This is a genomic window from Paenibacillus sp. Paensp111, assembly GCF_059492195.1.
The window spans coordinates 1,384,721-1,408,400 of sequence record NZ_CP168527.1; the positions used below are offsets into that span (position 1 = coordinate 1,384,721).

The window sequence follows — 23,680 nt, forward strand, 5'->3', positions numbered from 1 at the left end:
TAACATGATTAGGAACTCACACTATCAAAGAAAGCGAGATGTATACACATGCAAAGAAACTTTAAAATTACGGATGAAGACGGTATCCATGCACGCCCGGCGACAGCTTTGGTGAACACAGCTAACAAATTTAAAGGCGCTGAATCCTTCGCTGAAGCAAAAGGTAAAAAAGTGACTTTGAAATCCATTCTGGGTGTTCTGTCTCTGGGTCTTGAACAAGGAGATATCATTACTCTTTCTTCTGAAGGTGAAGAAGCGGAAGCAGCACTAAGCGCACTATCCGATATTATGGTAAGTGAAGGGCTAGGCGAGATTAATGATTAATATTCAGGGTATTGCAGCATCAGCCGGTGTGGCAATAGCCCGCGCATTTAAGCTTGAGCACCCCGATCTTACAATCAATAAGCAGTCGATTCAGAGTACAGATGCCGAGATTGCCCGCTTTGACAGTGCACTCGCTCAATCCCAGCAAGAGCTGGAAGCGATCAAGGAGCGCACACGCGCAGAGCTTGGTGACAAGAAGGCTGAAATCTTTGAATCCCATCTGCTGATTCTGAATGATCCGGAGCTCATTGATCCGGTTCGCACGATGATTACAGATGAACAGGTTAACGCGGAATTTGCGCTAAATGAGACCGCATCCCAGTTCATCTCCATGTTTGAGAACATGAAGAGTGCTTATCTGCAGGAACGTGCAGCCGATATGCGTGATGTAACCAAGCGTGTGCTGATTCATCTGCTCGGATTGACTTATGTCAATCCGGCTGAGATCAGCGAAGAAGTTATTGTTATTGCTGAAGACCTGACTCCATCGGATACAGCGCAGTTGAATCGTAAATATGTGCTGGGTTTTACGACCAATATTGGAGGACGGACTTCTCACTCTGCGATTATGGCACGTTCTTTGGAAATTCCGGCAGTAGTCGGTACCAAGGATGTGGTTGAGAAGATCAACAGCGGAGATCTCGTTATAGTAGACGGCCTGGATGGTCAGGTTATCATTAACCCTACAGATGAGGTTGTCGCCGAATTCAGAGCGAAGCAGCAGAAATATCAGGAGCAGCGTGCGGAGTGGAATAAGCTTCGTGATCAGAAGTCTGTATCCAAAGACGGCGTTCATGTAGAGCTCGCAGCGAATATCGGAACACCGAACGATGTGGCAGGCGTCATCGATAACGGCGGTGAAGCCGTAGGATTATACCGGACCGAGTTCCTGTATATGGGTCGTGACAAGCTCCCTTCCGAGGATGTTCAGTTCAATGCGTACAAGACGGTTCTGGAGAAAATGGAAGGCAAGCCTGTGGTTGTTCGGACACTTGATATCGGCGGAGACAAAGAGCTTCCATATCTTGATCTTCCCAAGGAAATGAATCCATTCTTAGGATTCCGCGCCGTTCGTCTGTGTCTGGATCGTACGGATATCTTCCGTACCCAGCTTCGTGCCTTGCTGCGCGCAAGTGTGTACGGGAATTTGCGGATCATGTTCCCGATGATTGCTACTCTCGGTGAATTCCGTGAGGCGAAGGCGCTGCTGCTCGAAGAGAAGATGAACTTGACTGAAGCCGGAGTTGAAGTATCCGAGAACATTCAGCTCGGCATCATGGTTGAAATTCCTTCAACCGCTGTAATGGCAGATCAATTTGCCAAAGAAGTGGATTTCTTCAGTATCGGAACGAATGACTTGATTCAATATACCATGGCGGCTGACCGGATGAATGAGCGTGTGTCTTATCTATACCAGCCATATAATCCAGCAATTCTTCGTTTGGTCAAAATGGTCATCGACGCAGCTCATAAAGAAGGACGCTGGGCAGGTATGTGCGGTGAAATGGCCGGAGATACAACGGCAATTCCTCTTCTTCTTGGACTTGGACTAGATGAATTCAGTATGAGTGCAACTTCGATTCTGCCGGCACGCTCCCTTATTTCCAAGCTTTCCAAAGCGGAAATGCAGGAGCTTGCAGCTAAAGCTCTTGAGCTTCAGACGGCTGAGCAGGTAGTTGAGCTCGTAAGAGGTATCGACGCCTAAACCGCATGATGCGGCTTATAATCCGTAAATTCTTTTTCCAACCAAATAACTTTGGGAGCTTTCCCGGCCGGTATCTTCGGATACCGGTTTTTTTTGTTTGTGGGTCGTTCGGTTTATTTTTGGAAGAAGATAGGCTAGAGTGGTAAGGAGAAATCTGAATAATTTTATATTTCAGCTGATTTAGTCTGATTTAATGGGTTTATAATGAATCTATACCGACTTACAAGGAGTATACATATGAATGACAACCGCAGCACCGTGGGCATTATGGATATTGGTTCCAACTCGATTCGGGTTGTAGTCTATGAGATAACCGCTTCGGGAGATTACCGGGTTATCCATGAAAGCAAAGAATCTGCGCGCCTTAGCGAGAAGATTGGACCGGATGGACGAATGGAGCAGGAGGGGATTCTCTCGATTGTCCCTGTTCTGAGTGAATTTAAGAATATATGCATGTCCTATAAATGTGAACATATTCGCGTCGCGGCCACAGCCGCCATTCGCAACGCAGCTAATGCACGCGAGATCGTGGAGACCCTGGACAAGCATACAGGACTGCAAATTGAGATGCTGTCAGGAGAGGAAGAGGCATTTTACGGATTCCTTGGAGTCGCTCATGGCATTGGTGCCACCAATGGATTTATTATCGATATTGGAGGGGGAAGTACCGAGATTACCCTGTTCCGGGAACGGAAGCTGCTCCGCAGTGTCTCACTCCCTTTTGGTGCAGTGAATTCAAATTATAAATTCGCAGGACCCCAAGGCTGGACCCAGGAGTCCAGTAAAGAGCTTATCCATGAACTGAAGGGGCTGCTGGATCAGTATGACTGGATCTCAAGGCATCCGGAGCTTCCTCTTATCGGACTTGGCGGGACCATCCGTTCATTAGGTAAGCTTGATCAACGCAGACGAAAATATCCGCTGCCAATGACCCACCATTATGTGCTTGAAGAAGAAAGTGTGGATTATTATGCGGATCTGCTGCCTTCCCTCTCGGTTGAGCATCGCAGACAGCTGCCCGGCTTATCGAAGAACCGGGTCGATATTATTGTCCCGGGCGCCCTGATTCTTCATACCATATTCAGCTATATTAAAGCCAAGTACTGCCTGATCAGCGGGACCGGATTACGTGAAGGGCTGCTGCACGAAGGGATGAAGACCCAGCTGCCTGAAGCTTCGGAAGTGGTTGAACGTCAGGTTCGCTCGCTGCTTTCTTTTCAATCAACGGCTTCCCTAAGGCACCTGAATCATGTGAATGAGTTAGCATTGCAGCTGCTTGATCACTTGAAGGCACCGGAGGACGAAGAGCTGGCGAGAAGACTTCTTCATGTGTCTGCCATGCTGTACAAGATTGGGGCTTCCCTCTGGTATCATCAATATGAGAAGCATACCTTCTACTGGCTGCTGAACGCGCCGCTGGGTGGACTAACTCACCGTGAAATTGTGCTGATCGCACTTATTGCCGAATACCGGGCGAAGAACGGGAAGCAGACCAGCGCAGGTCTCTACCAGAAGAGCATTCTCCAAGACGGGGACACCAAGCTGATCGCCCAGCTGGCCGCCCTTCTGCAGGTTGCGGTATCCCTTGATGTCAGCGAGACTCAGCCGGTTGCTTCAATTGATGCAGAGAAGGAGAACAAGACTTTGACCCTGAAATTAAACTGCCGCAGCCAGCCCTTTATTGAACTCAGGGAACTGGATGCGGCAGCGAAGGTATTTCAGAAAGCTTGGGATATTAAATTGAAGTGGGAACTTCCGGCTTCTTCCAAGTACTAATATCAAGAGCGGCAAATTGGCTGCGGCATGACGGGAGATCGTTCACGATTCTCTCGTATTTGCCGTTCGGAATAAGCTGCTGGGCTTTGACATTATCAGCCAGGGATAAGCGCAGAATCTGTATGACCATGTTACGGGCGGCTTCATCGTATACCGGGCACATGAGCTCAATCCGGCGGGTCAGATTCCGGGTCATCCAGTCCGCACTGGAGATCCAGACTTCAGGCTGGCCGCCATTTTCGAAATAGTAAATCCGTGAATGCTCGAGGAACCTGTCCACAATACTTCTTACCGTAATTCGGTCGCTGAGACCCTCTACTCCTGGTCGCAAGCAGCATACTCCGCGAATAATTAGATCGATGTGTACCCCGTCTTGTGAAGCGGCATAGAGGTCGTCAATCATCTCCTGGTTCGAAAGGGAATTCATCTTCGCGATGATTCGAGCCGGTCTTCCGCTGCGGGCATGCTCGGATTCCCGCTTAATCAGACTAGCGAGCTTGTTGTGCATATTCCCTGGTGCAAGGGTCAGGGACTGCCAGTCATGCACGGCGGAGTAGCCGGTAATCAGATTGAACAGCTCCGAGGCATCTTCGCCGATCGAGGGATGCGTGGTGAACAAGCCAATATCCGTATACAGCCTTGCTGTAATGTCATTGTAATTGCCGGTACCCACATGGACATACCTCTTCAGATCTGGCCCCTCCTGGCGAACGATAAGCAGAATCTTGGCGTGTGTCTTGAGTCCAACAAGACCGTAGACCACATGGCATCCGGCTTTTTCCAGCTTTCTGGCCCAGGCGATATTGCGCTCCTCATCGAATCTGGCCTTCAGCTCAACGACAACCGTAACCTGCTTCCCGGACTCTGCGGCATCCGCCAAAGCTTGGATCAGCGGCGAATTTCCGCTCACCCTGTAGAGCGTCATCTTGATGGCCATGACATGGGGATCCTCAGAAGCCTGGACTATGAAATCGGTCAACGCGTCAAAACACTCATACGGGTGGTACATCAGCACGTCCTGCTCCTTCAGCACCTCGAAGAAATCTCCACTCTCCTCGAATTCTTGAGGATAAGGGGGCTCATCCTGCGGATAACGGAGCTTGGAACTTCCTTTGACCGCCCCGGTGAAGTGACGCAGAAATGTCAGATCCAGGGGCCCGTCGATTTCAAATACAGAATCTTTGATCTCGAATTCATCTTGCAGCAGCTCAAGCGCATAAGGATGGAAGCCCTTCTGGACCTCGAGGCGGACAGGGGCGCCCCAGCGCCGCTTGCGCAGCTCCTTCTCGATCTCTTCGAGCAGATCCTCAGCCCCCTCTTCATCAATGGCCAAATCCGCATTGCGGGTGACCCGGAACTCATGAACCGCAAGAGGGATATATCCGCTGAATAAGGTCTGAATATGGTGCTTGATCAGCTCCTCAATCAGAATGAAGGACTGCTTCTTGCTGTTCGAATGCTGGGGAAGCGGCACGAATCTCGACAGGTTGGATGGGATCTGCACCACCGCGAAATACGGTTCTTCTTCCGGGCTGTCCCCATCCCGTTTGAGCACAACGGCCAGATAGACGAACTGGTTATGCACCAAAGGGAAAGGGCGGCTTTGATCCACGGCCATAGGTGTAAGCACAGGGAAGATAATGTCGTGATAATAGCATTCCATGGATTTGCGCTGAGTTGCATTCAGATCTTCATATTTCAGGAACTGAATATGCTCTTTGGTCAGCTGGCGCATAATATCGCGGTATGTACGGTACTGGGCTTGTACCATTTTAGAGATGCGGGAGACCAGACGTTTGTACAAGCCGGCAGGAGTGTAGCCTGTGAAATCCTTCTTGGTATAGCCTGCACGAATCTGATCCTGGATACCCGCCACCCGGACGCTCATGAATTCATCCAGATTGCTGGAGACAATGGATAGGAACTTGGCCCGCTCCAGCAGAGGGGTCATAGGATCCTGAGCCTCCTGGAGCACCCGCCAGTTGAACTCGATCCAGCTTAAGTCCCTGTTAAGATAACGTGAACCGTCTTCTTTGATATTGAGATGTGTCATCAGTCTAACGACCTCCGCTTTAAATACGCTAATCACTCTATTCCTTAATTGTACTCCGATGTTACCAAGATAAAAGAGGACTTTTGTAAAATCTATGTAAAATTTATAAAGGAATGTAAAGTGTTATGACCTCTAGAACTATTTTTTACCCAAAAAGTGAGTGCTTCACTACCTTTCTGGGTAAATAAATGATATGGCCCTAGCTCTGCCGGTTTGATTTGCCTTGTTTTTGGCCATATTGAATCGAGTGAAGGCTGACCGAGAATCTTGAAGATGGACCAGCGCAGCCTTAGGCTTCGCCAAATCATGAGGAGGTCGTACAAGAATGAGTGCAGAACATAATGTTAAGCTTAATGCTGAGAAAAGAACACTTGCATCCAATAGCTCTTTGCGTCAATTAAGAGAAGCAGGCCGCATTCCGGGTGTAGTCTACAGCTCGCAAATGGGCAGTGTGTCCCTGCATGTCGATGCGAAGGAGCTGTTAAAAGTCGCACGTACAGGACGCTCTGAATTTTTCACCCTTTCGCTTTCTGATGGAGAAAGCTTCCCTGCCTTGATCAAGGATGTTCAGCAGCGTGGCGGCAAAGTGGTTCATGTTGATTTTCAGCATGTATCCAAGAACAAGCCAATTCGGGTAAAGGTACCTATCCATTACAACGGTACTCCTGAGGGAACCCAGTCAGGCGGTATTCTGCAGACTCAGGAAACAGAGCTTGAAGTAGAAGGACTTCCGGATTCTCTTCCTGCAGGGATTGATGTGGATGTAACTGGACTTGGAACCGGGGACAAGCTGACTGCAGCGGAAGTGAAGCTTCCGGAAGGCGTCACGCTCATCACATCTGAGGAAGCGCTTCTGGCTTCCATCGTTCTTCCAAGAGCAGCACTTGAAGCAACGGAAGAAGGAGCAGATGCAGCGGCTGAAGGTGAAGGTACAGCAGAATCCGCAGAGGCTGCTGATAAGGGTGAAGAAGCTTAAGTTAAATGAAATCGCAGCGGGTGTAAACCTCTTAACTGCTTCTTATATAGCCGAGTTCTAACCATGTGAAATGAAGGACCGGAGCCTACGTGCTCCGGTCCTTTTTGGTGCGGGTTCCTGGGGGAAGTGACAAGTGCCTACAGTGCTGCATATGATATCGCAGACGAAAGCACCCAGGAAGGAGAGATCGGCTTGAAGAAAGGGAAAATTACCAAACCGGTCAGAAGCAGGCAGCTCGGCTACCGGGAAGAAAACCCTGAGTTTGATGAGATGGATCTGCTGGAGAAGGCCAGGGCTAGGAACAAGGCGGGAAAGCGGGAAGGCGAAGTGCATTTATCGCAGGCCCTGGCACCCTTAGAAGAGAGTGTTCAATCCCAGCATGCAGATGAGAAAGTCCAATCCCAGCATGTCGAAGAGAGTACCAAGATTCAGCATGAGGTAGAGAAGGTTCCGCTTAAGCCTATTGAGGAGAAAGTTCAGTCTGAAGAGGAAGCTCGAAGTTCCAGCGTGTATTCGCAAATAAGCTCGCCGACTGTGAAGGAGCAGCAGATCCCTCTGCATTCCGAGCGCGCCGCGGAGCCATGGGCCACCGTCCGGCATCCTGTCGTCTATACGGATGACATTTCGAATTCGGCTGTGACTGGAGAGAAGATCGCGCCCTATACCATAGATGCGACCAAGATCAAGTATGGCTCTATTGGTACGGCCTGGCTGGCCGATTATGCGGTAACAAGCCTTAATATCGCGGAAGGTGCGGTGACAGGCTCCAAGGTTGCTCCGCATTCATTAACAGGGGAGCATTTTATAGACAGTTCCATTCAAGGGCAGAAAATTGCTTACGGAACACTCAGCGGTGAGAAGATTCAGGATGGCAGCATCTCTGCCGATAAGCTGGCGGACAAAGTGATCAGCGCTGATAAATTGGCAGATGGCTCGATCGGAAGCCGTCATTTAAGCGGAGGGCTTATCACTTCGGAGCTTCTTCAGGACCAGGCAGTAACTTCGGAGAAAATCCGAAGCGGCTCGATTCAATCCATCAACCTGTCGAATGGAATTATTGATACCTCCAAGCTGAGCGAACGTTCTGTAACAGAGTCCAAGCTTCAGGACGGAGCGGTCACCGGCTCCAAGCTTGCGGAGGGCAGCGTGGAAGCAAGGCATATTGCACTGAACACGATCACTTCCGATCATTTGGCATCAGGAATCAGTGCAAGCGGACTGCTTGCCCCGGGCAGTGTGGGAGCTTCAGAGCTGGAGGAGGACTCCGTGCATGGCCGCCATATTAAAGAACAGTCGGTAGAAGCCCGCCACATCGCGTCTGAATCTCTGGAACGCAGGCATTTTGCAGCGGGAAGTGTAGGGGAGGAGCAGATTGGTTCCGGAGAGATAGAAAGCCGCCACCTTGCGGATCGGAGCATTATCTCTACCAAGCTGGCAGATCAGTCTGTAGGTACGGCGCAGATCGTAGAGCAAGCTGTAACCTCTTCCAAGATTGCGGATCAGAGCATTCTCTCTCACAAAATAGCTGATGAAGCTGTAATCACCCGTCATATTGGAAAAGCAACGATTCATAGTCCCCAGCTGGCATCCGGCGCGGTGGGGTCCGAACACATTCAGCCTGGCTCCCTGCAGGAGAGCCATCTCGCAGATAAATCTGTTCATGAGCGTCATATACAAGAGAGCTCCGTAATTAGCAGCAAGATTGCCTCAAAAGCGGTCCTTGAGTCTCATCTCGCCCAGGAATCGGTAGCGGAACGGCATATCCAGCCGGGAAGCATCACAGAGGATAAACTGGCTCAGGCCAGTGTTACCGCAGGTAAGATTGCTCCGCATGCTGTAACAGGAGCGGCGGTGAGCGGCAAGAGCATTTCCTCGGAGCATATAGCACCCGAAGCCATTCAAGAGGCTCACTTGGCAGAGAACAGTGTGAACAGCAGTGCGATTCAGGAGGGAGCTGTCAAAGCCGGACACATTGAACAGGGATCCATCCGGGCCGAGCATCTGAAGAAAGCCTCGATCGGAACGGTAGCCCTTCAGCACCGGGCAGTGACCAGCGAGATCATAGATACCGGAGCCATCAAGGATCATCATCTGGAAGCGGGTTCTGTCTTCCAGCATCATCTTCAGAATCATGCGGTAACTTCCCTGAAGCTTTCGCCTGAGAGTGTATCCACGGACAAAATCAATGATTTGGCCGTCACAACCGGAAAGCTGGCAGAGGGCAGCGTGACTTCCTCCAAGATTCTACCGGCGTCAATCCTGGCTGCCCATTTGGCTGATCGTGCTGTAGGCACGGATGCACTGGCAGAGAATGCAGTGCAGTCCAGACATATTGCGCCGGAATCCCTGGGGGCTAAGCATCTTGGGAGCGGAGCCATTCAGAGTCGTCACCTCGCTGAGCAGGCAGTGACAGAGTCATCACTGGCTCCGGAATCGGTAACTGCTGCCAAGATTGCAGAAGCAGCCGTAGGTACTCAGCATTTGGCTGAAGGGGTTGTTACCTCCTCCAAGATCGCTTCGGGAAGTGTGCAGACCCATCATCTATCCACAGGTCTGATTCAACCAGACCTGCTCGCTGGGGGGGCCGTACATGCGGATCATATCAGCCAGGAAGCCATTCACTCAGGCCACATAGCATCTGGAGCGGTAGGGTCAACGCATATTGCCGGTGAAGCTGTAGATTCAGATCATCTTGCCGCCGGATCCGTACAGACCAAGCATCTTGAAGAAGGCTCGGTGGGAGCAGCGCAGATTGCCCCAGGTGCGGTACACGGAAGACATGTAGCGAGTGGAACTTTGTCAGGAACTGCCCTCGAGAATGATGCCGTCAGCTCGGAGAAGATTGCAGAAGGAGCTGTCAAATCCGTTCATCTTTCAGGTGGCAGCGTAACTTCTACCAAGATAGCTTCCGGCAGCGTGCAGTCCCACCATTTAACGAATGGACTCATATTGTCTAACTTCATTGCTGAAGGTGCAGTCCATACCGAGCATATTGTGCCGGAGTCGCTGGTCTCCTCCCACTTGAAACCGGGCGCCGTATTGTCCAAACATCTGGCCGAAGACTCGATCGGCTCCGCTCATATCAAGACGGCTGTCATTCAGGGCGACCATATATATGAAGGTGCCGTAGGACCTGCTCACATTGCTTCCAGCGCAATTCAATCCAGGCATATAGCCTCTGAGGCGATTACGGGTTCATCCTTGGAGAATGGAGCTGTGCGATCGGAGAAAATTGCCGGAGAGGCCATTCACACCTTCCATCTCGCAGAAGGCAGCGTCACTTCCTCGAAGTTAGCTACAGGCAGCGTAAGAGGATATCATCTGCAAGCAGGTATAATTCAGTCCAGTCTACTGGCGGCAGGAGCCGTTCATTCAGAACATGTTGCTCCTGAATCCCTTGGCCCGGATCACCTGAGCTCCCAGGCGATTCAGTCCAGACATCTTGCTGATGATGTGATAAGCTCAGGCCATATTAGAACTAGTGCAGTGCAGTCTGGGCATTTGGCTGAAGGTGCAATAGGATCTGAACACATTGCAGAAGGGGCGATTCAGCTAAGACATCTTGCACCTGGATCGATCACGGGTGCTTCGCTGATGGATGGTGGTGTGGGCTCAGATAAGATTGCCCTCAGTGCGATCCATACCCCTCATCTTGCAGATGGTAGTGTAACTTCAACCAAGCTGGCCGCGGGAAGCGTGCACTCAGAGCACCTGGCTGAAGGGCTGATTCATTCAGAGCTTCTTGCCAAGGACGCTGTTCAGGCTGAGCATATCCGTTCAGAATCTCTTGGCTCCCATCACTTTGCTTCGGGTGTGATCCAGACTAGACATATTGCGGCCAGCTCGGTAGGTTCCGACCACCTTAGAATTGAATCCGTGTACGGCGAGCATCTTGCAGAGGGCTCAATCAGATCGCATCATATCGCTGAGGGAGCCGTCAGTGCCAAGCACCTTGCTTCTGAATCTATCACCGGCTCCATCTTGGAAGATGGGACAGTTAACTCGTCAAAGATTGCACCGGAAGCTATTCAGTCGCAGCATTTGGCTGAAGAGGGCGTAACCTCTTCCAAGCTGGCTCCCGGAAGTGTGCAGACCCGGCACTTGTCGGCCGGTTCCATTCATTCCGATCAGCTTCAAGAAGGCTCAATTCGGTCTGGACATATTTCACCTGAAGCTATTGGCGCAGGCCACCTGGCATCCGGTACTGTTCAGACCCGGCATCTTGCGGCTGGTTCGATAGTTGCCGATCATCTACAGCCGGGCATCATTCAATCTGAACATGTCGGCGAGGGCTCAATCGCTGCTGCTCATATTACTTCTGGTGCAATTGAAGCCAGACATATAGCCGCAGGAACGGTAGGTACCGATCATCTACAGCCGGGCATCATTCATTCTGAACATGTGGGCGAGGGCTCAATCACAGCTGGTCATATTACTTCAGGCGCAGTTGAAGCCAGACATATAGCCGCAGGAACGGTAGGTACCGATCATCTACAGCCGGGCATCATTCATTCTGAACATGTGGGCGAGGGCTCAATCGCAGCTGGTCATATTACTTCAGGTGCAATTGAAGCCCGACATATAGCCGCGGGAACGGTAGGTACCGATCATCTACAGCCGGGTATCATTCAATCCGAACATGTGGGCGAGGGCTCAATCGCAGCTACTCATATTACTTCAGGGGCAGTTGAAGCCAGGCATATAGCAGAAGGAACGATAGGTACCGATCATCTGCAGCCGGGTATCATTCTCCCTGAGCATCTATCCGCAGCTTCAGTTGGTGCTGATCATATCACCTCCGGTGCGATCGGAGCCAGACATTTGGCGGCAGGGGCGATCTCGGGTTCAATCCTGGAGGATGGTGCTGTCACTTCCGAGAAGCTATCCGAGGACTCAGTCAGTGCACGGCATCTGGTTGAAGGAAGTGTAATCTCTTCCAAGATTGCTGAGGAGACGATCCAGTCCTATCACCTCTCCCCGGGCCTTATTCATTCCGAGCTCATTGCCGTGCGCGCTGTGAAGTCGGCCAACATGGATCTGGGATCCATACATTCGGAACATATTAACTTTGGAGCTGTGCAAGATGTGCATCTGGCTTCCCAGGCTGTATCCGGTGCAGCGATTCGGGACGGAGCAATTACGTCCGAGAAGCTGGCTGAAGAGGCGGTTAGCGCAAGGCATCTGGCACAGGGAAGTGTGAACTCATTCCAAATTGCGGAGGGAGCCATTCTGCCGGATCATCTCTCAGAGGGAGCTGTTCAGGCGGCGTCACTGGCGGATGAATCCGTGCAGTCCCGGCATATCGCGGCCGATTCAGTGGGTATGGCCCATCTGCAGGCCGGAGCTGTTCAGGAAGTTCATCTGGCCGAGGGAGCCATCTCGGGACGATCCTTGCAGGATGAGTCCATTGGTTCTGAGCAGATAGCCGGCGGTGCGATACAGGCGTATCATCTGGCCCCGGAATCGGTTGGACCCGAGCATTTGCAGACGGGTTCCATTCAGGGACATCATCTAAGCCTGCAGACCATTTCAGGTAATGCGCTGCAAAATGGTTCAATCAGCTCGGAGAAGCTTTCAGCTGGCTCCGTTCAATCCAAGCAGCTTGCGGCCAATAGCGTGGACAGCAGGCATATTGCCAAAGAAGCGGTGGCATCGGGGCACATTCAGCGCGGGATAATTACCAAGGCGCATTTATCCAAAGACCTGCTGTCCGGCGGTGTGCTGCCGGAGAGCGGCATACAGGGAGAACATCTTGGGGCAGCGTGTATATCCCGGGAGCATTTGAACGATGGCATTGTGGATGAAGAGGTACTGCAGAGCGATTCGGTGAGTGCCGATCACATTAAGCCCCTGGCCATCCAAAGCTATCATTTGGCCGAGGAAAGTGTGCAGTCCCAGCATCTTGCGGAAGGCTCCATATCAGCTAGACATTTGGAAGCCGGGGCAATCGGACTGGATCAGTTGACCGTCACACCTGTGCAAAGCTTGCGGGGCGTCCATGCGATTCAGCAGTTTGGAATGTCGGTCTTCCTGCTCCAAGGACAGGAGAATCAAGCAGAACTGACGATTAAGTTCGAAGAGCCTTTCGGGGATCAGAATTATACCCTGGTGGCAATGACGAATCAGCCTACCATCTATGCATCGCTAAAATCCCGTTCTCCAGAATCAGCTGTCATCGAGCTGACACGGCAGACTGGCGGTCCCCAAACTTACGGTTTTGTTACCTGGATTGCAATTGGAAGCTTGAGTAATGTATAAATTGGACTGAATTAAGAAAATTGTCACAATTACAGGTCTACCCCAATATGGCTGAGATTCAGCTGGGGGTAGGCCCTTTTTTTATGCTAAATTGCAGCTTCCAGATGACTGGAACATATCCAGTCTATTTCGTGCGTGATAACGCTTGACGAAACGTTATTTAATAACTAGAATTTGGGGCAGTATGCTAATAGAGAAAGAGGGGATTACACTGCAGCCCAAAAAGAAAACAACGGCTCTGTCACAGCGTAAGCGGGAAGAGCAGCTCCAGAAACAAAGAATGAAGCGGCTGATCTGGTTCACTTCTGTGGCCGTACTCTTGATTCTTATCATCGTTGTATTCAGCATTAAGCCCAATTCTTCCAACCCAGCGTCTAACTCGTCTTCTTCGAATAGTGTGGTTAAACCCAATTTCCCTTACGATAGCCTTCCGGTATTAGGGAACAAGGAGGCCAAGGTGAAGATTGTTGAGTTCGGAGATTATCAATGTCCGGCTTGCCGAGATTTCACCCAGCAGGTCAAGCCGCAGATCGTCAAGGACTACGTCGACAAAGGTCTGGTGTCTTTCTACTTTATGAACTTCTCTTTCATCGGGGAAGAATCCAATCTGGCTGCGCTGGCAGCACAGGCGGTATATCACCAAAGCAACGACGCCTTCTGGAAGTATTATGAAGCGCTTTATCGTGAGCAGGGGGCCGAGAACAGCGGCCGGATTACAGAAGAGTACCTTGTAGATTTGGCCAAGAAGGAGAACCTGCAGATCGATTACAATAAGCTTCAGCAGGATATCCAGCAGAAGAAATATCAGGATGAAGTGGACAAGCATAATGCCAAGACCGATGAATTAAAGATTCAATACTCACCTACGATTTACGTTAACGATACGCAATACACCGGTCATTATTTGGACTATGGCAGCCTGAAGAAAGACATCGAAAAAGCGTTAAAGGGTGAGTAACCATGAATGATAAGCCTGTACGTTCTGTATTCCGTGTATATGCCTTATATCTGGCTTGGCTAGTGTCCATCGTGGCAACGGCAGGCAGTCTGTACTTAAGTGAAGTCATGCTGTTCGAGCCTTGCAGGTTGTGTTGGTTCCAGCGGATATTCATGTATCCGCAGGTGATTCTGCTAGGCATCGCGGCCTACCGCGAGGACCGGAACATCATCCGCTATTTGCTGCCGCTGAATATCATTGGTGGCTGTATCTCCCTGGTTCACTATGCGGACCAGAAGATCCCTGGATTCTCCAAGCTTGCACCCTGCCGGGTGGGAGTACCCTGCAATGTGGATTATCTCGATTGGTTCGGGTTCATTACGATCCCTTTGATGGCCCTGACCGCGTTCATTTTAATTACAGTGTTCCTGACCTTGGGACGGAGTAAGCAGAATGAAGAAGATATGGATGCGGAGCAGCAAGTGGCAGGGCAAGACTGAATGAATTGAGTTACGAAAGTACCCTGAAATATGAACTTTTTATCTGCGTCTTATATAAACCAAGATCTACTAGCTGAATGCGCATTAAAAAAAGAGAGCCTAAGGGCTCTCTTTTTCTTGTATGAATACGAAGGATTTCAAGTCTCCGGAAATAACCGCAAAGTTTAGAAAGGCGGCGTCTGTTCAAGCAGCTTGAAGCGCTTGATATGATCCCACAGCTGTTCCTGCTTCAGAATCTCAATTTGCTTCAGGCCGATAAGATCATAATGGGGATAAGGCTGGCGCTGATGAATATATTTGGGATTAAGACCATGTTCTCTGCACCAGGCTGTGAGCTTTGGAAGATCCGAGCAGCCTACTTTGGTCACCGTCGTTATTCCCGGCCAGCGGGTCTCCAGCCAATAGTGGGTAAGGTAAGCAATCTGACCGCGTCTGACTTGTTCTTTCCATTCGTTAAGCTCATGTCTGCTAACGCCGAAGGCCATTTTTATTCATTCCTGTCTAATCTGAAGTTCAGTCCATCAGTCTATATTATAGCAAGGTTCATGGTTGTTTTCATGGAGGTGGACTAAGTAGACCCTGTTAGACAACTCTGGAAATAGTCTAATCATGCCGATACTGGAAGGATTTGAGGGAGATGTGTCGAATAATTGACTAAAGCATAGAAAAAGGGAGGAAGCAATTTTGAGTTTTTTGGATAAATTTAAGGCTGGCGTCGCTGAAGCAGGCAACAAGGCCAAGAATGTAGTCGAGATCAATCGGCTGAAGATGCAGAACAATTCCATGCATAGTGAGATTGCTCGGCAGTATGAAGCCATGGGCAAAATAGTCTTTGATTCCATGGAGCAGGGGACTTGGCCTGTGTCCAAGGAGCAAATGTCCGCCAACATAGAGCGTATTCAAGAGCTGCAGCTTGCGATCGAGCAGAATCTGCTGCACATTGCGAATATTAATGACTCCAAGACCTGCAAGGCCTGCGGGGCAACCAATAATGTAGAGGCCAAGTTCTGTAATCACTGTGGGCATACATATGAGATAAAGCATAACAGTACAGTGGAGTATGGAGCAGATTCCAAACAAGAATTAAATGAAGGCGGACATTCACTGTCTGATCACACCAATCACAAGGAGGAATAATTTTGCAGCAATTTTGGGTTGTCTTACAGGAGCTTCGCAAGTGGTTCGAATCATTTGGTTGGTATCGTCAATTAAGGAAGTATGACATGCAGTTGTTATTCGGCGGTCTGGGAGTCGGATTTCTGTATGAGATCCTATATTTGATCCTTCCTTATCAAAGTACCTCGGGACTGATTACGCTGTTCTATACCATCCCTCTACTGGCACTGGCTCATCAAGCCTTTCTGCTTGGAGCCTGGCTGACACTGACTTCCGGGAATATCAAGTACCTGCCTTACGCATTATGGCTTGAAGCTGTACTCATCATCTTCCCCTTCTCGCATATTACGCTCTCTGGCTTAATTCCGGCTGCCGTATATGCACTTCTTGGATACTTTGTCTTCAAATATACAGCTACTGCTTATACGGACAAATCGGGTACTCCTTAAGGGAGGTAACCTGATCACAATTGACAGGGGCCGTCCCGCAAGATCTTGGATCTTATGGGACGGCCCCTGATTTTAGTTAAGGTGTTCGGTTGGTGTTAGGGCAGCTCTCAGGATCGTACGCTGCTCTCGGGAGCTGCTGAGCTACATGAGCAACACCAGTTACACCAGTTACACCAGTTACACCAGTTACACCAGCTTCCGGTACAGTTGTCTCAAATAGCGTGAGCGTGTGATGAGGAAGTAGACAATCTGAATGAACAGGAATGAGGCAAATATCGCAACAGCGTATTGAAAGACCGAGTAGGAGATCAGCTGCTGAAGGGCTGCCATTGCGACGGCGCTGTGGATCATCGCCAGCACAAGAGGCAGGAAGAACATCAGAACTAGCTGCTGGGTTACGGTTTTATTGAGTTCCTTCCGGCTTAGCCCCACTTTGGCGATCATTTTGTACTGCTGCTCATCTCTTTCGGAATCAGCGTATAGACGGAAGTAGATGAAGCTGGCAGCGAAGGTGAAGAAGACAACACCTACGAGTCCGCTCAAGATGAGCAGAATGCCGTTAACCTGCTGGGACTCAGTCCATTTATCGACCAAAGAAGATAAAGTGTAGTGACTGTTGTCCTGAGGGATTAACTTCTTAAGCTGCTCTGAGACGGCCCGGCTATTTTGCCAGTCCTCTACGACAAAATGATAGGTTTTGTTGATATTTTCCTTGGCCTGCTTGGCAAAGATCGTATGGAAATCCTTATCTGTAACAATGTATAAATTCCACATGTTTGGAAGAACGACATATTCAAGCGCTTTTTTGACCTTGAATGTGTCCTTATAATCTCCCCTGATCACTCTCACTTGTTGCCTAGGAACTCCCTGTTTCTTGTAAGTCTTGGCCATATCTAACGAGGATGGTGCCAGAATGGTCATCTGATCCTGCAGCTGCTCGGCAGGTTGGCCCAGCGTCTTCGCAAGGCTGTTGTAATCACTCAGCTTGATCAAGGTTAGACCATTGTCGGACTGATCCGGTGAGACCGAACCCATCTTGTAGGCAAAATGATTCTTGGTCAGCTCCTGCTGAATCAGCCGGATGTGCTCCTGTTCTTTGGTATTCCCATAATATGAGGAGTAGCTGAACGAGTATGGATTAGTCATTTCAGCAAGACCGGGTGCCCCGATCGCCAGACAGGTTCCAATTGCGGTGAAGGCAACCGCTGAAATAATCGAGACCATGAAGAACATGATCGCATTGTCTTTCATCCGGTAGGTCAGCTCCGAGAAGGTGAGCAGGTTGGTACGCCGGAAGAACAGGCCCTGATTCCTCTTCAGCATACGAATGACATATACGCTTAGCTGTGTGAACAGGAAGTAGGTACCCAAGATAACGAGTGCGACACCAAGCACGAGAAGAGCGAGACTGAAGACCTCCATGAGTACGAAATAGAATACGCATCCATATCCAGCAGCAATCAGAAGCACAGCAAGGAGAGCTAGCAGCCAGGATGCCTTTGGCTCAGGCTTCGGTTTGTCGGAAGATTTGATCAGCTCTACCAGCTCCACCTTGCGTACCATGAGAGAGGTGAAGAGCGAGATGACCAGGAACATCACCGCGAACGCGCCGGCGGTCAGCCAGATTGCTTTCAGCGGAATGTAGAACCTGAGTCCTCGTTCAATCGCCAGCAGGTTCGCACAGATCAGCAGGATGAGCTTGGAGAAAATAAGGCCTACCGCAATTCCCGCAACAATAGAGCCAAAGCCGATCAGAATGTTCTCGATGAACAGCAGCTTATGCAACTGCCTCCGCGACATGCCCAGCAGCAACAGAATACCAAATTCCCGCTTGCGCAGCTTCAGGAAGCTGCTAACTGAATACAGCAGGAAGAAGAAAGAGAAGATGAAGACAATATACTGGCAGATTATCATGCCCATACTCGCCAGCGCACTCATCGTTCTGCTAGTGGATGCCAGCTCTCCCTGAAGATCCGGATGGTAGAGAAGCAGCGCATAGATGAAGAAGATCATGACTGCGAAGGCGCTGCTTAGAAAATGGGCAATGTAAGTCCGCTTGTTGCGGATCACATTGTTAAATGCGAATTGTCTGAAATTCATCAGCATTCCCTCCCATTAGCGACAGAAGATTGATGATTTTCTGGTAAAAGGCCCCGCGGTTATCCCCGTTATGAATCTCATTGTACAGCTGCCCATCTTTGATGAAGACCACCCGGTTACAGTAGCTGGCCGCTACAGGGTCATGGGTGACCAGCATCATGGTGGTACCGTCCTCCTGATTGCGCTTCTCCATGATCTCCATAACATCACGGGCAGCCTTGGAATCCAGATTCCCAGTAGGTTCATCGGCCAGCACCAGCTTGGGCTCATGAATCAGAGCGCGGGCAATCGCGGTCCGCTGGGCCTGGCCTCCCGAGATCTCATAGGTGCGCTTTTCCAGAATGGAGGTGATGCCGAGCTTATCCGCCAGCTGTTCTATGCGGGAGTTCATTTCCTTCAGATTCATTCCGTCCAGAGCTAGAGGAAGGAGAATGTTCTCCTTAACAGTAAGCGTATGAAGCAGATTGAACGACTGAAATACGAATCCAAGCTCTCGGCGCCGGAAGACGGCAAGCTGATTCGCTGAGAGCGTATGCGGATTGCTGCCATTAATGAGCACTTCGCCCGAGGTGGGCGAGTCAATAGTGGAGACCAGATTCAGCAGTGTAGTCTTACCGCTGCCTGAAGGCCCCATAATGCCGACAAATTCACCTTGGTTAACAGACAGCTGAATCTTGGATAAAGCCTCGTAAGATACAGCACCTTTATATATTTTACTGAGATTATTCACTTTCAATATTTCCATGATGGTTCATTCCCCTTCCATTAGGTAATCCACGATTAATCCAGAATTAGAGACAGATAAAGTCTTAGAGATAACGCGCCGACGGCTGTATTAGTTACAAAAGCTGCACTCGCCGGTAGCCCGATCGCTGTTCCAAGTGTAAGACACGACGGAGCAATGTCCTATTGATCAAGCTTTCAGCAAGCTGACAAAGTTGTAAGAATAGTATGGTGACTGGTTCGGTCAAACAAGCAAAAACCCCCTCATTCGCTAGAATGGGAGGTTCGGCCTCATGCGTTTGGAAATCGAATACGTACGGTCGTGCCGCGGGATAAGGCAGATTCCAGTTCAATTTCATAACCTAATCGATCAGCGACCTCCTTGACCAGGTACAGTCCCATACCACTAGATTCCTTGAAGATTCTTCCGTTCTCTCCGGTGAAGAAAGGGCGGAAGACACGGGCGATATCGGACTTTGGAATCCCGACTCCGGCATCGCGAATCTCAAGACACAGCGCCTGCTCATCACGGAAGGCAGTGAACGTAACGGTATTGCGGCTTCCTGCAGAGTATTTTATGGCATTGGAGACGAGCTGCTGCAGCATGAAGCGAAGCCATTTGGCATCGGTCCGAGCTGTATATTCGGCTGGAATTTGATTGTCCGGGTAGACACTGCTGCGGATAAAGTACAGCTTGTTCTCATGAATAACGTCTTGAACGATATCGCGAAGACAGATCTTGTCTACATAGAAATCCTGCTCGAACGTCTCAAGTCTGGCCATGTATAATACCATCTCAAGCCCGCGTCTGATCCGGTCTGCCTCCTCAGCAATATCCTCGAATTGGGGATCTTCTTCACGCTGGGTAATCAATTCGATTACGGAGAGTGGGGTCTTCATCTGATGCACCCATTGATTCATGAACACCAGATGCTCCTGCTGCCGCTGTTCGTATCTCGTAAGCTGGTCTTGATAAAATTTGAACTGAACATCCATCAGCCTGCCGACAGCCGCGGATAACGGGGCAGAATCTCCATCTTGGATAGAATCTATGAGTGCTGCGGGCGGGTGGGTCAGACGCCTGTATAGCTGACGATGGGTATAGTATCTGAATCCGAGATAGACGGCGAACAGGCAAAGGCTAAGGAAGCAGGCATATAGAGCAGTCATGGGGTGCCTGTAGCCATCGTACCAGTAGACCAGCAGGACCAGAAGCTGCTGTGCAATCCCGAATAGAAATAGAGGAATATGCTCCCGTACAAACAGCTTCATGACCCCGTCTCATCCTTCCAGGTGACATTAAGGCGGTATCCAACGCCTCGCATCGTCTCCAGGGCATCCTCAATGCCCAGATCGGCCAGCTTCTTGCGCACCCTGGTAATATTCACGCTCAGCGTATTATCGTCGACAAATGAATCGTCCCACAGCTTATCCAGAATCTTGGTCCGGCTTATGGATCTGGGACTTCGTTCGAGCAGAGCTTCGATAAGAACCGTCTCTTTCTTGGTTAAAGTCACGGTGTGATCCCCAAGCTTCAGCTCCATTCTCTCCGGATAGAGAACCAGCCCGGCCTTAGATACGGTTCGCTCCTCCATCTTGGAAGCATAGTCTCCATATACCCGTCTAAGCTGACTGCGGATCTTGGCCATCACGACTTCATAGTGAAAAGGCTTGGTAATATAATCATCTGCCCCGTTCTCGAGTGCGCGCACCTGATCCATTTCTCCGCTGCGGGCGGAGATGAAGACAATCGGACAGGTGGACACGGTCCGAATCTGGCGGCACCAGTAATAACCGTCAAAGCTGGGCAGATTAACGTCCATTAGTACAAGGTGGGGCTCTAATTGTCTGAATTGATCTAACACTTGATCGAAATCTCCTATAGCTTCTGCCCGGTCTCCATATTTCTCGATATGAGACTTTAGGAGAGACCCAAGCTTCGGATCATCTTCCACAATCATAATGGTATACATCGGAAAACTCCTTTTAATAACTATAATGCGAGAGAATAAATCTAAGACCCCGGTATACCGGGAAAAGATACCTGTTGTAAAACTTACCCATATTATACATGAAGGAGATTCCGATGAATCTTATTTTCTGTCCGGTGAAGGGCTTGGCTTTGTTACTCAGGCGCTCATATTCCGAGCGAAGAGAACCGCAAAAAGCAGCCACCCGGGGATGGCTGCTTCTCTGTAATTGGCTATATGCCAAGGCACTCTACTGACCCATGCTTACACTAATACATTCTTGAATTCCTGGGTTAAAAGAGGCACGACTTCAAATAAATCTCCGACGATCCCGTAATCTGCTACTTTGAAGATGGGAGCTTCCGGGTCCTTGTTAATCGCGATTATCACGCGGGACTGGCTCATGCCGGCCAGGTGCTGGATCGCACCGCTGATCCCGCAGGCGATGTAGATTTCAGGCGTGACGACCTTGCCGGTCTGTCCGATCTGCATGGCATAATCGCAGTAGCCGGCATCGCAGGCACCACGAGAAGCGCCGACGGCACCGCCCAGAACATCGGCCAGTTCTTCCAGCGGCTTGAACCCTTCAGGGCTCTTCACACCACGGCCGCCGGAGACAACAAATTTGGCTTCGGTAAGATCGACCTTGCCCGAGGTTTTGCGAATGACGTCCTTAATGACTGACCGTAGATCTGCAGCAGGCGAATAATCGGTCTCCACAATTGTTCCGGGATTGGCGGCTTTACCGGCAGCAGGGATATTGTTGGGGCGAATGGTAATGACCCTGGGACCATCGGTGAACTGCTTCTGTTCAAAGGCTTTGCCCGCATAGATCGGGCGGGTGAACGATGCGGATGAGCCAGTGCCCTGGGTCGCTGTAATATCTGAAATCTGGCCGGCCTCCAGATGAGCGGCAACCATAGGAGCGAGGTCGCGGCCGATCGCGGTATGTCCGAATACCACGGTATGAGGGTTAAGGGCATCGAGAACTGGAGTAAGGGCTTGGAAATAAGCCTCGGCATTATAATTTTCCAGGGCTGGATGATCCACGACATGCACTTCTCCATCCACATACTCTGCCAGCTCGCTGGCAAGCGGGGTAATCTGAGATCCGATAAGGACAGCGGCCGCCAACTCGCCTTCTTCTTTGATTAAAGATACAGTATGAAGCGCTTCCAAAGTAACTTGGCGTAAGGCTCCAGCACGAACCTCAGCAACAACTAAGTACGCATGACTCATATCCGTTAACCTCCTATGGATTGGATTCTTATGAACCGCTATTTCAACTTATATCCTCAGATTAATTTAGCTTCTGTCCGCAGCAGCTGAACAAGCTGAGCAGCCTGCTCAGCCAAGTCCCCCTTCATGATCTGTCCCGCTTTACGGGCAGGAGGCAGGTCTAGAGACAGACGCCGGGTCTTCGAGGCAATCTCCGTCTCAACCATACCCAGATCATCCAGGCTTAAAGTCTGAAAAGGCTTCTTCTTCGCCTTCATGATCCCCGGAAGAGATGGATATCTCGGCTCGTTCAGCCCCTGCTGCGCTGTAAATAGAGCCGGGAGCGAGACCTGAACCGTCTCGGTATCGCCTTCGGAGTCCCGCTGAACTTCTGCAGCCATGCCGCTGATGTCCAGCTTGGTAATCGAGGAGACATGAGGGAGGCCCAGGAGCCGGGAGATACGCACGGCCACTTGTCCTCCGCCGCTGTCGACGGAGAAGTTCCCGCCTAGAATGAGATCAGGAGACTGCTTGCCGAGATAGGCAGCCAGCACCTTGGACACGCTGAACTCATCTGCCGGAATGCGGCCATCCGTAATGAGGACTGCTTCATCGGCCCCCATGGCGAGGGCTGTACGAAGTGCTTCGGCAGATCGCTCAGGACCCACGGAGAGGACCGTGACCGTGCCGCCATGCTGCTCCTTTTGACGGAGCGCTTCCTCCACGGCGTATTCATCATACGGATTGATAATGTACTTCACCCCATCATCCGATATTTCTCCACTAGCAATTATGATTCTCTCCTCGGTGTCGAACGTTTGCTTCAGCAGCACGTAGATATTCATATGCCAAGCTCCTCTCTAAATTTAGGTAGGCAGGAAGTCATGATCGATCACATCTGCTATTTAAGTCCTTTGAGGAAAAATTCCACCGTCTTGTCGACCTGTGCAGTGAGTGAATATTTCTGGCCTGAGATCAGCCACGATGTCACCACTTCATCCAGGGCGCCAAAGATAAGAAGGCGGGTTAGCTTAATATCCAGGTCGGCACGGAACAGCTTCTCCTGAATCCCTTTCTCCAGAATATGCTCGATTAATTGGATATAGGGCTTCACTACGTGCCCAATGGCCACGCGCAGCTCCAGGGAGCTCTGCCTAAGCTCAATCTGGGTTACATAAGCCAGGTTCACATTGTTCTCAAGCTCACTGTAATGGATCTCGCATACTTTCCGAAGAGCTTCTTCTGCGGTATTGGATTCCTTGACGCTCGCATGGAAGGACGCAATCAGGTCGCCAAGGCGCTCCTGAAATAGAGAAATAAGGATATCTTCCTTCTTCTTAAAATATAAATATATCGTGCCGTCCGCTACACCAGCCTCCTTCGCAATCTTGGAAATCTGAGAACCATGAAAGCCGTTCTCAGCAATCACTTTCAGCGCAGCTTCCAGGATCAGTTCGTATTTTTCCATTTTCCTACTTGCCATAGTTCCACCCCGGTGTTAGAATTCGAATTAACTGAATGAATACTCATTCATTTTTCTTAATCTTAGGCTAAAGCGTGCTAGATGTCAACGTT

At 50.2% G+C, this 23,680-nt stretch carries 18 protein-coding genes; 9 read left to right on the forward strand and 9 right to left on the reverse strand.

The annotated features are described in order from the left end of the window. Positions 1–48 precede the first annotated feature (48 nt). From ACEN86_RS06455 to ACEN86_RS06465, 3 genes are all read left to right on the forward strand, one after another. Entirely contained in the window at positions 49–324 is a 276-nt protein-coding gene (locus ACEN86_RS06455; protein WP_127200431.1) for an HPr family phosphocarrier protein, read from the forward strand. Beyond that, positions 317–2,029, forward strand: a complete 1,713-nt coding sequence (ptsP, locus tag ACEN86_RS06460; protein ID WP_495633494.1) for a phosphoenolpyruvate--protein phosphotransferase — start codon at positions 317–319, stop codon at positions 2,027–2,029. The genes ACEN86_RS06455 and ptsP overlap by 8 nt, the downstream gene beginning before the upstream one ends. Positions 2,030–2,266: 237 nt before the next feature. Beyond that, complete coding sequence (locus ACEN86_RS06465; protein WP_495633495.1) at positions 2,267–3,805, forward strand: Ppx/GppA phosphatase family protein; 1,539 nt, start codon at positions 2,267–2,269, stop codon at positions 3,803–3,805. Here ACEN86_RS06465 and ppk1 read toward each other — a convergent pair. Next, positions 3,765–5,858, reverse strand: a complete 2,094-nt coding sequence (gene ppk1, locus ACEN86_RS06470) for a polyphosphate kinase 1 (RefSeq protein WP_495633496.1) — start codon at positions 5,856–5,858, stop codon at positions 3,765–3,767. The two genes, ACEN86_RS06465 and ppk1, sit on opposite strands and share 41 nt — an antisense overlap. A 325-nt stretch (positions 5,859–6,183) precedes the next feature. Between ppk1 and ACEN86_RS06475 the strand changes: the two genes are divergently transcribed. From ACEN86_RS06475 to ACEN86_RS06490, 4 genes are all read left to right on the forward strand, one after another. Then, the gene (locus ACEN86_RS06475; RefSeq protein WP_495633497.1) at positions 6,184–6,834 is read left to right on the forward strand and encodes a 50S ribosomal protein L25; all 651 of its coding nucleotides are present in this window, start codon (positions 6,184–6,186) and stop codon (positions 6,832–6,834) included. Between the two features lie 192 nt (positions 6,835–7,026). Then, positions 7,027–13,092 (forward strand): WIAG-tail domain, encoded by a 6,066-nt coding sequence (locus tag ACEN86_RS06480; RefSeq protein ID WP_495633498.1) that lies wholly within the window; start codon positions 7,027–7,029, stop codon positions 13,090–13,092. Positions 13,093–13,276: 184 nt separating this feature from the next. Continuing rightward, positions 13,277–14,050, forward strand: a complete 774-nt coding sequence (locus ACEN86_RS06485) for a DsbA family protein (protein WP_495633499.1) — start codon at positions 13,277–13,279, stop codon at positions 14,048–14,050. A gap of 2 nt (positions 14,051–14,052) precedes the next feature. Then, positions 14,053–14,529 (forward strand): disulfide oxidoreductase, encoded by a 477-nt coding sequence (locus ACEN86_RS06490; protein WP_495633500.1) that lies wholly within the window; start codon positions 14,053–14,055, stop codon positions 14,527–14,529. 164 nt (positions 14,530–14,693) lie between these two features. On the opposite strand, the gene ACEN86_RS06495 is transcribed toward ACEN86_RS06490, so the two are convergent. Beyond that, the gene (locus tag ACEN86_RS06495; RefSeq protein WP_495633501.1) at positions 14,694–15,014 is read right to left on the reverse strand and encodes a hypothetical protein; all 321 of its coding nucleotides are present in this window, start codon (positions 15,012–15,014) and stop codon (positions 14,694–14,696) included. Positions 15,015–15,213: 199 nt separating this feature from the next. Between ACEN86_RS06495 and ACEN86_RS06500 the strand changes: the two genes are divergently transcribed. Then, positions 15,214–15,666: a zinc ribbon domain-containing protein gene (locus tag ACEN86_RS06500; protein ID WP_495633502.1), complete on the forward strand. Its 453-nt coding sequence runs from the start codon at positions 15,214–15,216 to the stop codon at positions 15,664–15,666. A gap of 2 nt (positions 15,667–15,668) precedes the next feature. After that, positions 15,669–16,094, forward strand: coding sequence for a hypothetical protein (locus ACEN86_RS06505; protein ID WP_495633503.1), 426 nt, complete (start codon positions 15,669–15,671; stop codon positions 16,092–16,094). 186 nt (positions 16,095–16,280) lie between these two features. Here the strand turns inward: ACEN86_RS06505 and ACEN86_RS06510 are convergent, their stop codons facing one another. From ACEN86_RS06510 to fadR, 7 genes are all read right to left on the reverse strand, one after another. Further along, positions 16,281–18,194 (reverse strand): ABC transporter permease, encoded by a 1,914-nt coding sequence (locus ACEN86_RS06510; RefSeq protein ID WP_495633504.1) that lies wholly within the window; start codon positions 18,192–18,194, stop codon positions 16,281–16,283. Next, the gene (locus ACEN86_RS06515; protein ID WP_495633505.1) at positions 18,169–18,939 is read right to left on the reverse strand and encodes an ABC transporter ATP-binding protein; all 771 of its coding nucleotides are present in this window, start codon (positions 18,937–18,939) and stop codon (positions 18,169–18,171) included. The genes ACEN86_RS06510 and ACEN86_RS06515 overlap by 26 nt, the downstream gene beginning before the upstream one ends. Before the next feature lie 269 nt (positions 18,940–19,208). Further along, the gene (locus ACEN86_RS06520) at positions 19,209–20,189 is read right to left on the reverse strand and encodes a sensor histidine kinase (protein WP_495633506.1); all 981 of its coding nucleotides are present in this window, start codon (positions 20,187–20,189) and stop codon (positions 19,209–19,211) included. Further along, positions 20,186–20,890: a response regulator transcription factor gene (locus tag ACEN86_RS06525; protein WP_495633507.1), complete on the reverse strand. Its 705-nt coding sequence runs from the start codon at positions 20,888–20,890 to the stop codon at positions 20,186–20,188. The genes ACEN86_RS06520 and ACEN86_RS06525 overlap by 4 nt, the downstream gene beginning before the upstream one ends. A gap of 261 nt (positions 20,891–21,151) precedes the next feature. Next, positions 21,152–22,126 (reverse strand): electron transfer flavoprotein subunit alpha/FixB family protein, encoded by a 975-nt coding sequence (locus ACEN86_RS06530; RefSeq protein ID WP_495633508.1) that lies wholly within the window; start codon positions 22,124–22,126, stop codon positions 21,152–21,154. Between the two features lie 56 nt (positions 22,127–22,182). Next, positions 22,183–22,950: an electron transfer flavoprotein subunit beta/FixA family protein gene (locus ACEN86_RS06535; protein WP_495633509.1), complete on the reverse strand. Its 768-nt coding sequence runs from the start codon at positions 22,948–22,950 to the stop codon at positions 22,183–22,185. Between the two features lie 56 nt (positions 22,951–23,006). Continuing rightward, positions 23,007–23,588 carry a fatty acid metabolism transcriptional regulator FadR gene (gene fadR, locus ACEN86_RS06540; protein ID WP_495633510.1) on the reverse strand — a complete coding sequence of 194 codons (582 nt, stop codon included), beginning with the start codon at positions 23,586–23,588 and terminating at the stop codon, positions 23,007–23,009. Between the last annotated feature and the right edge of the window lie 92 nt (positions 23,589–23,680).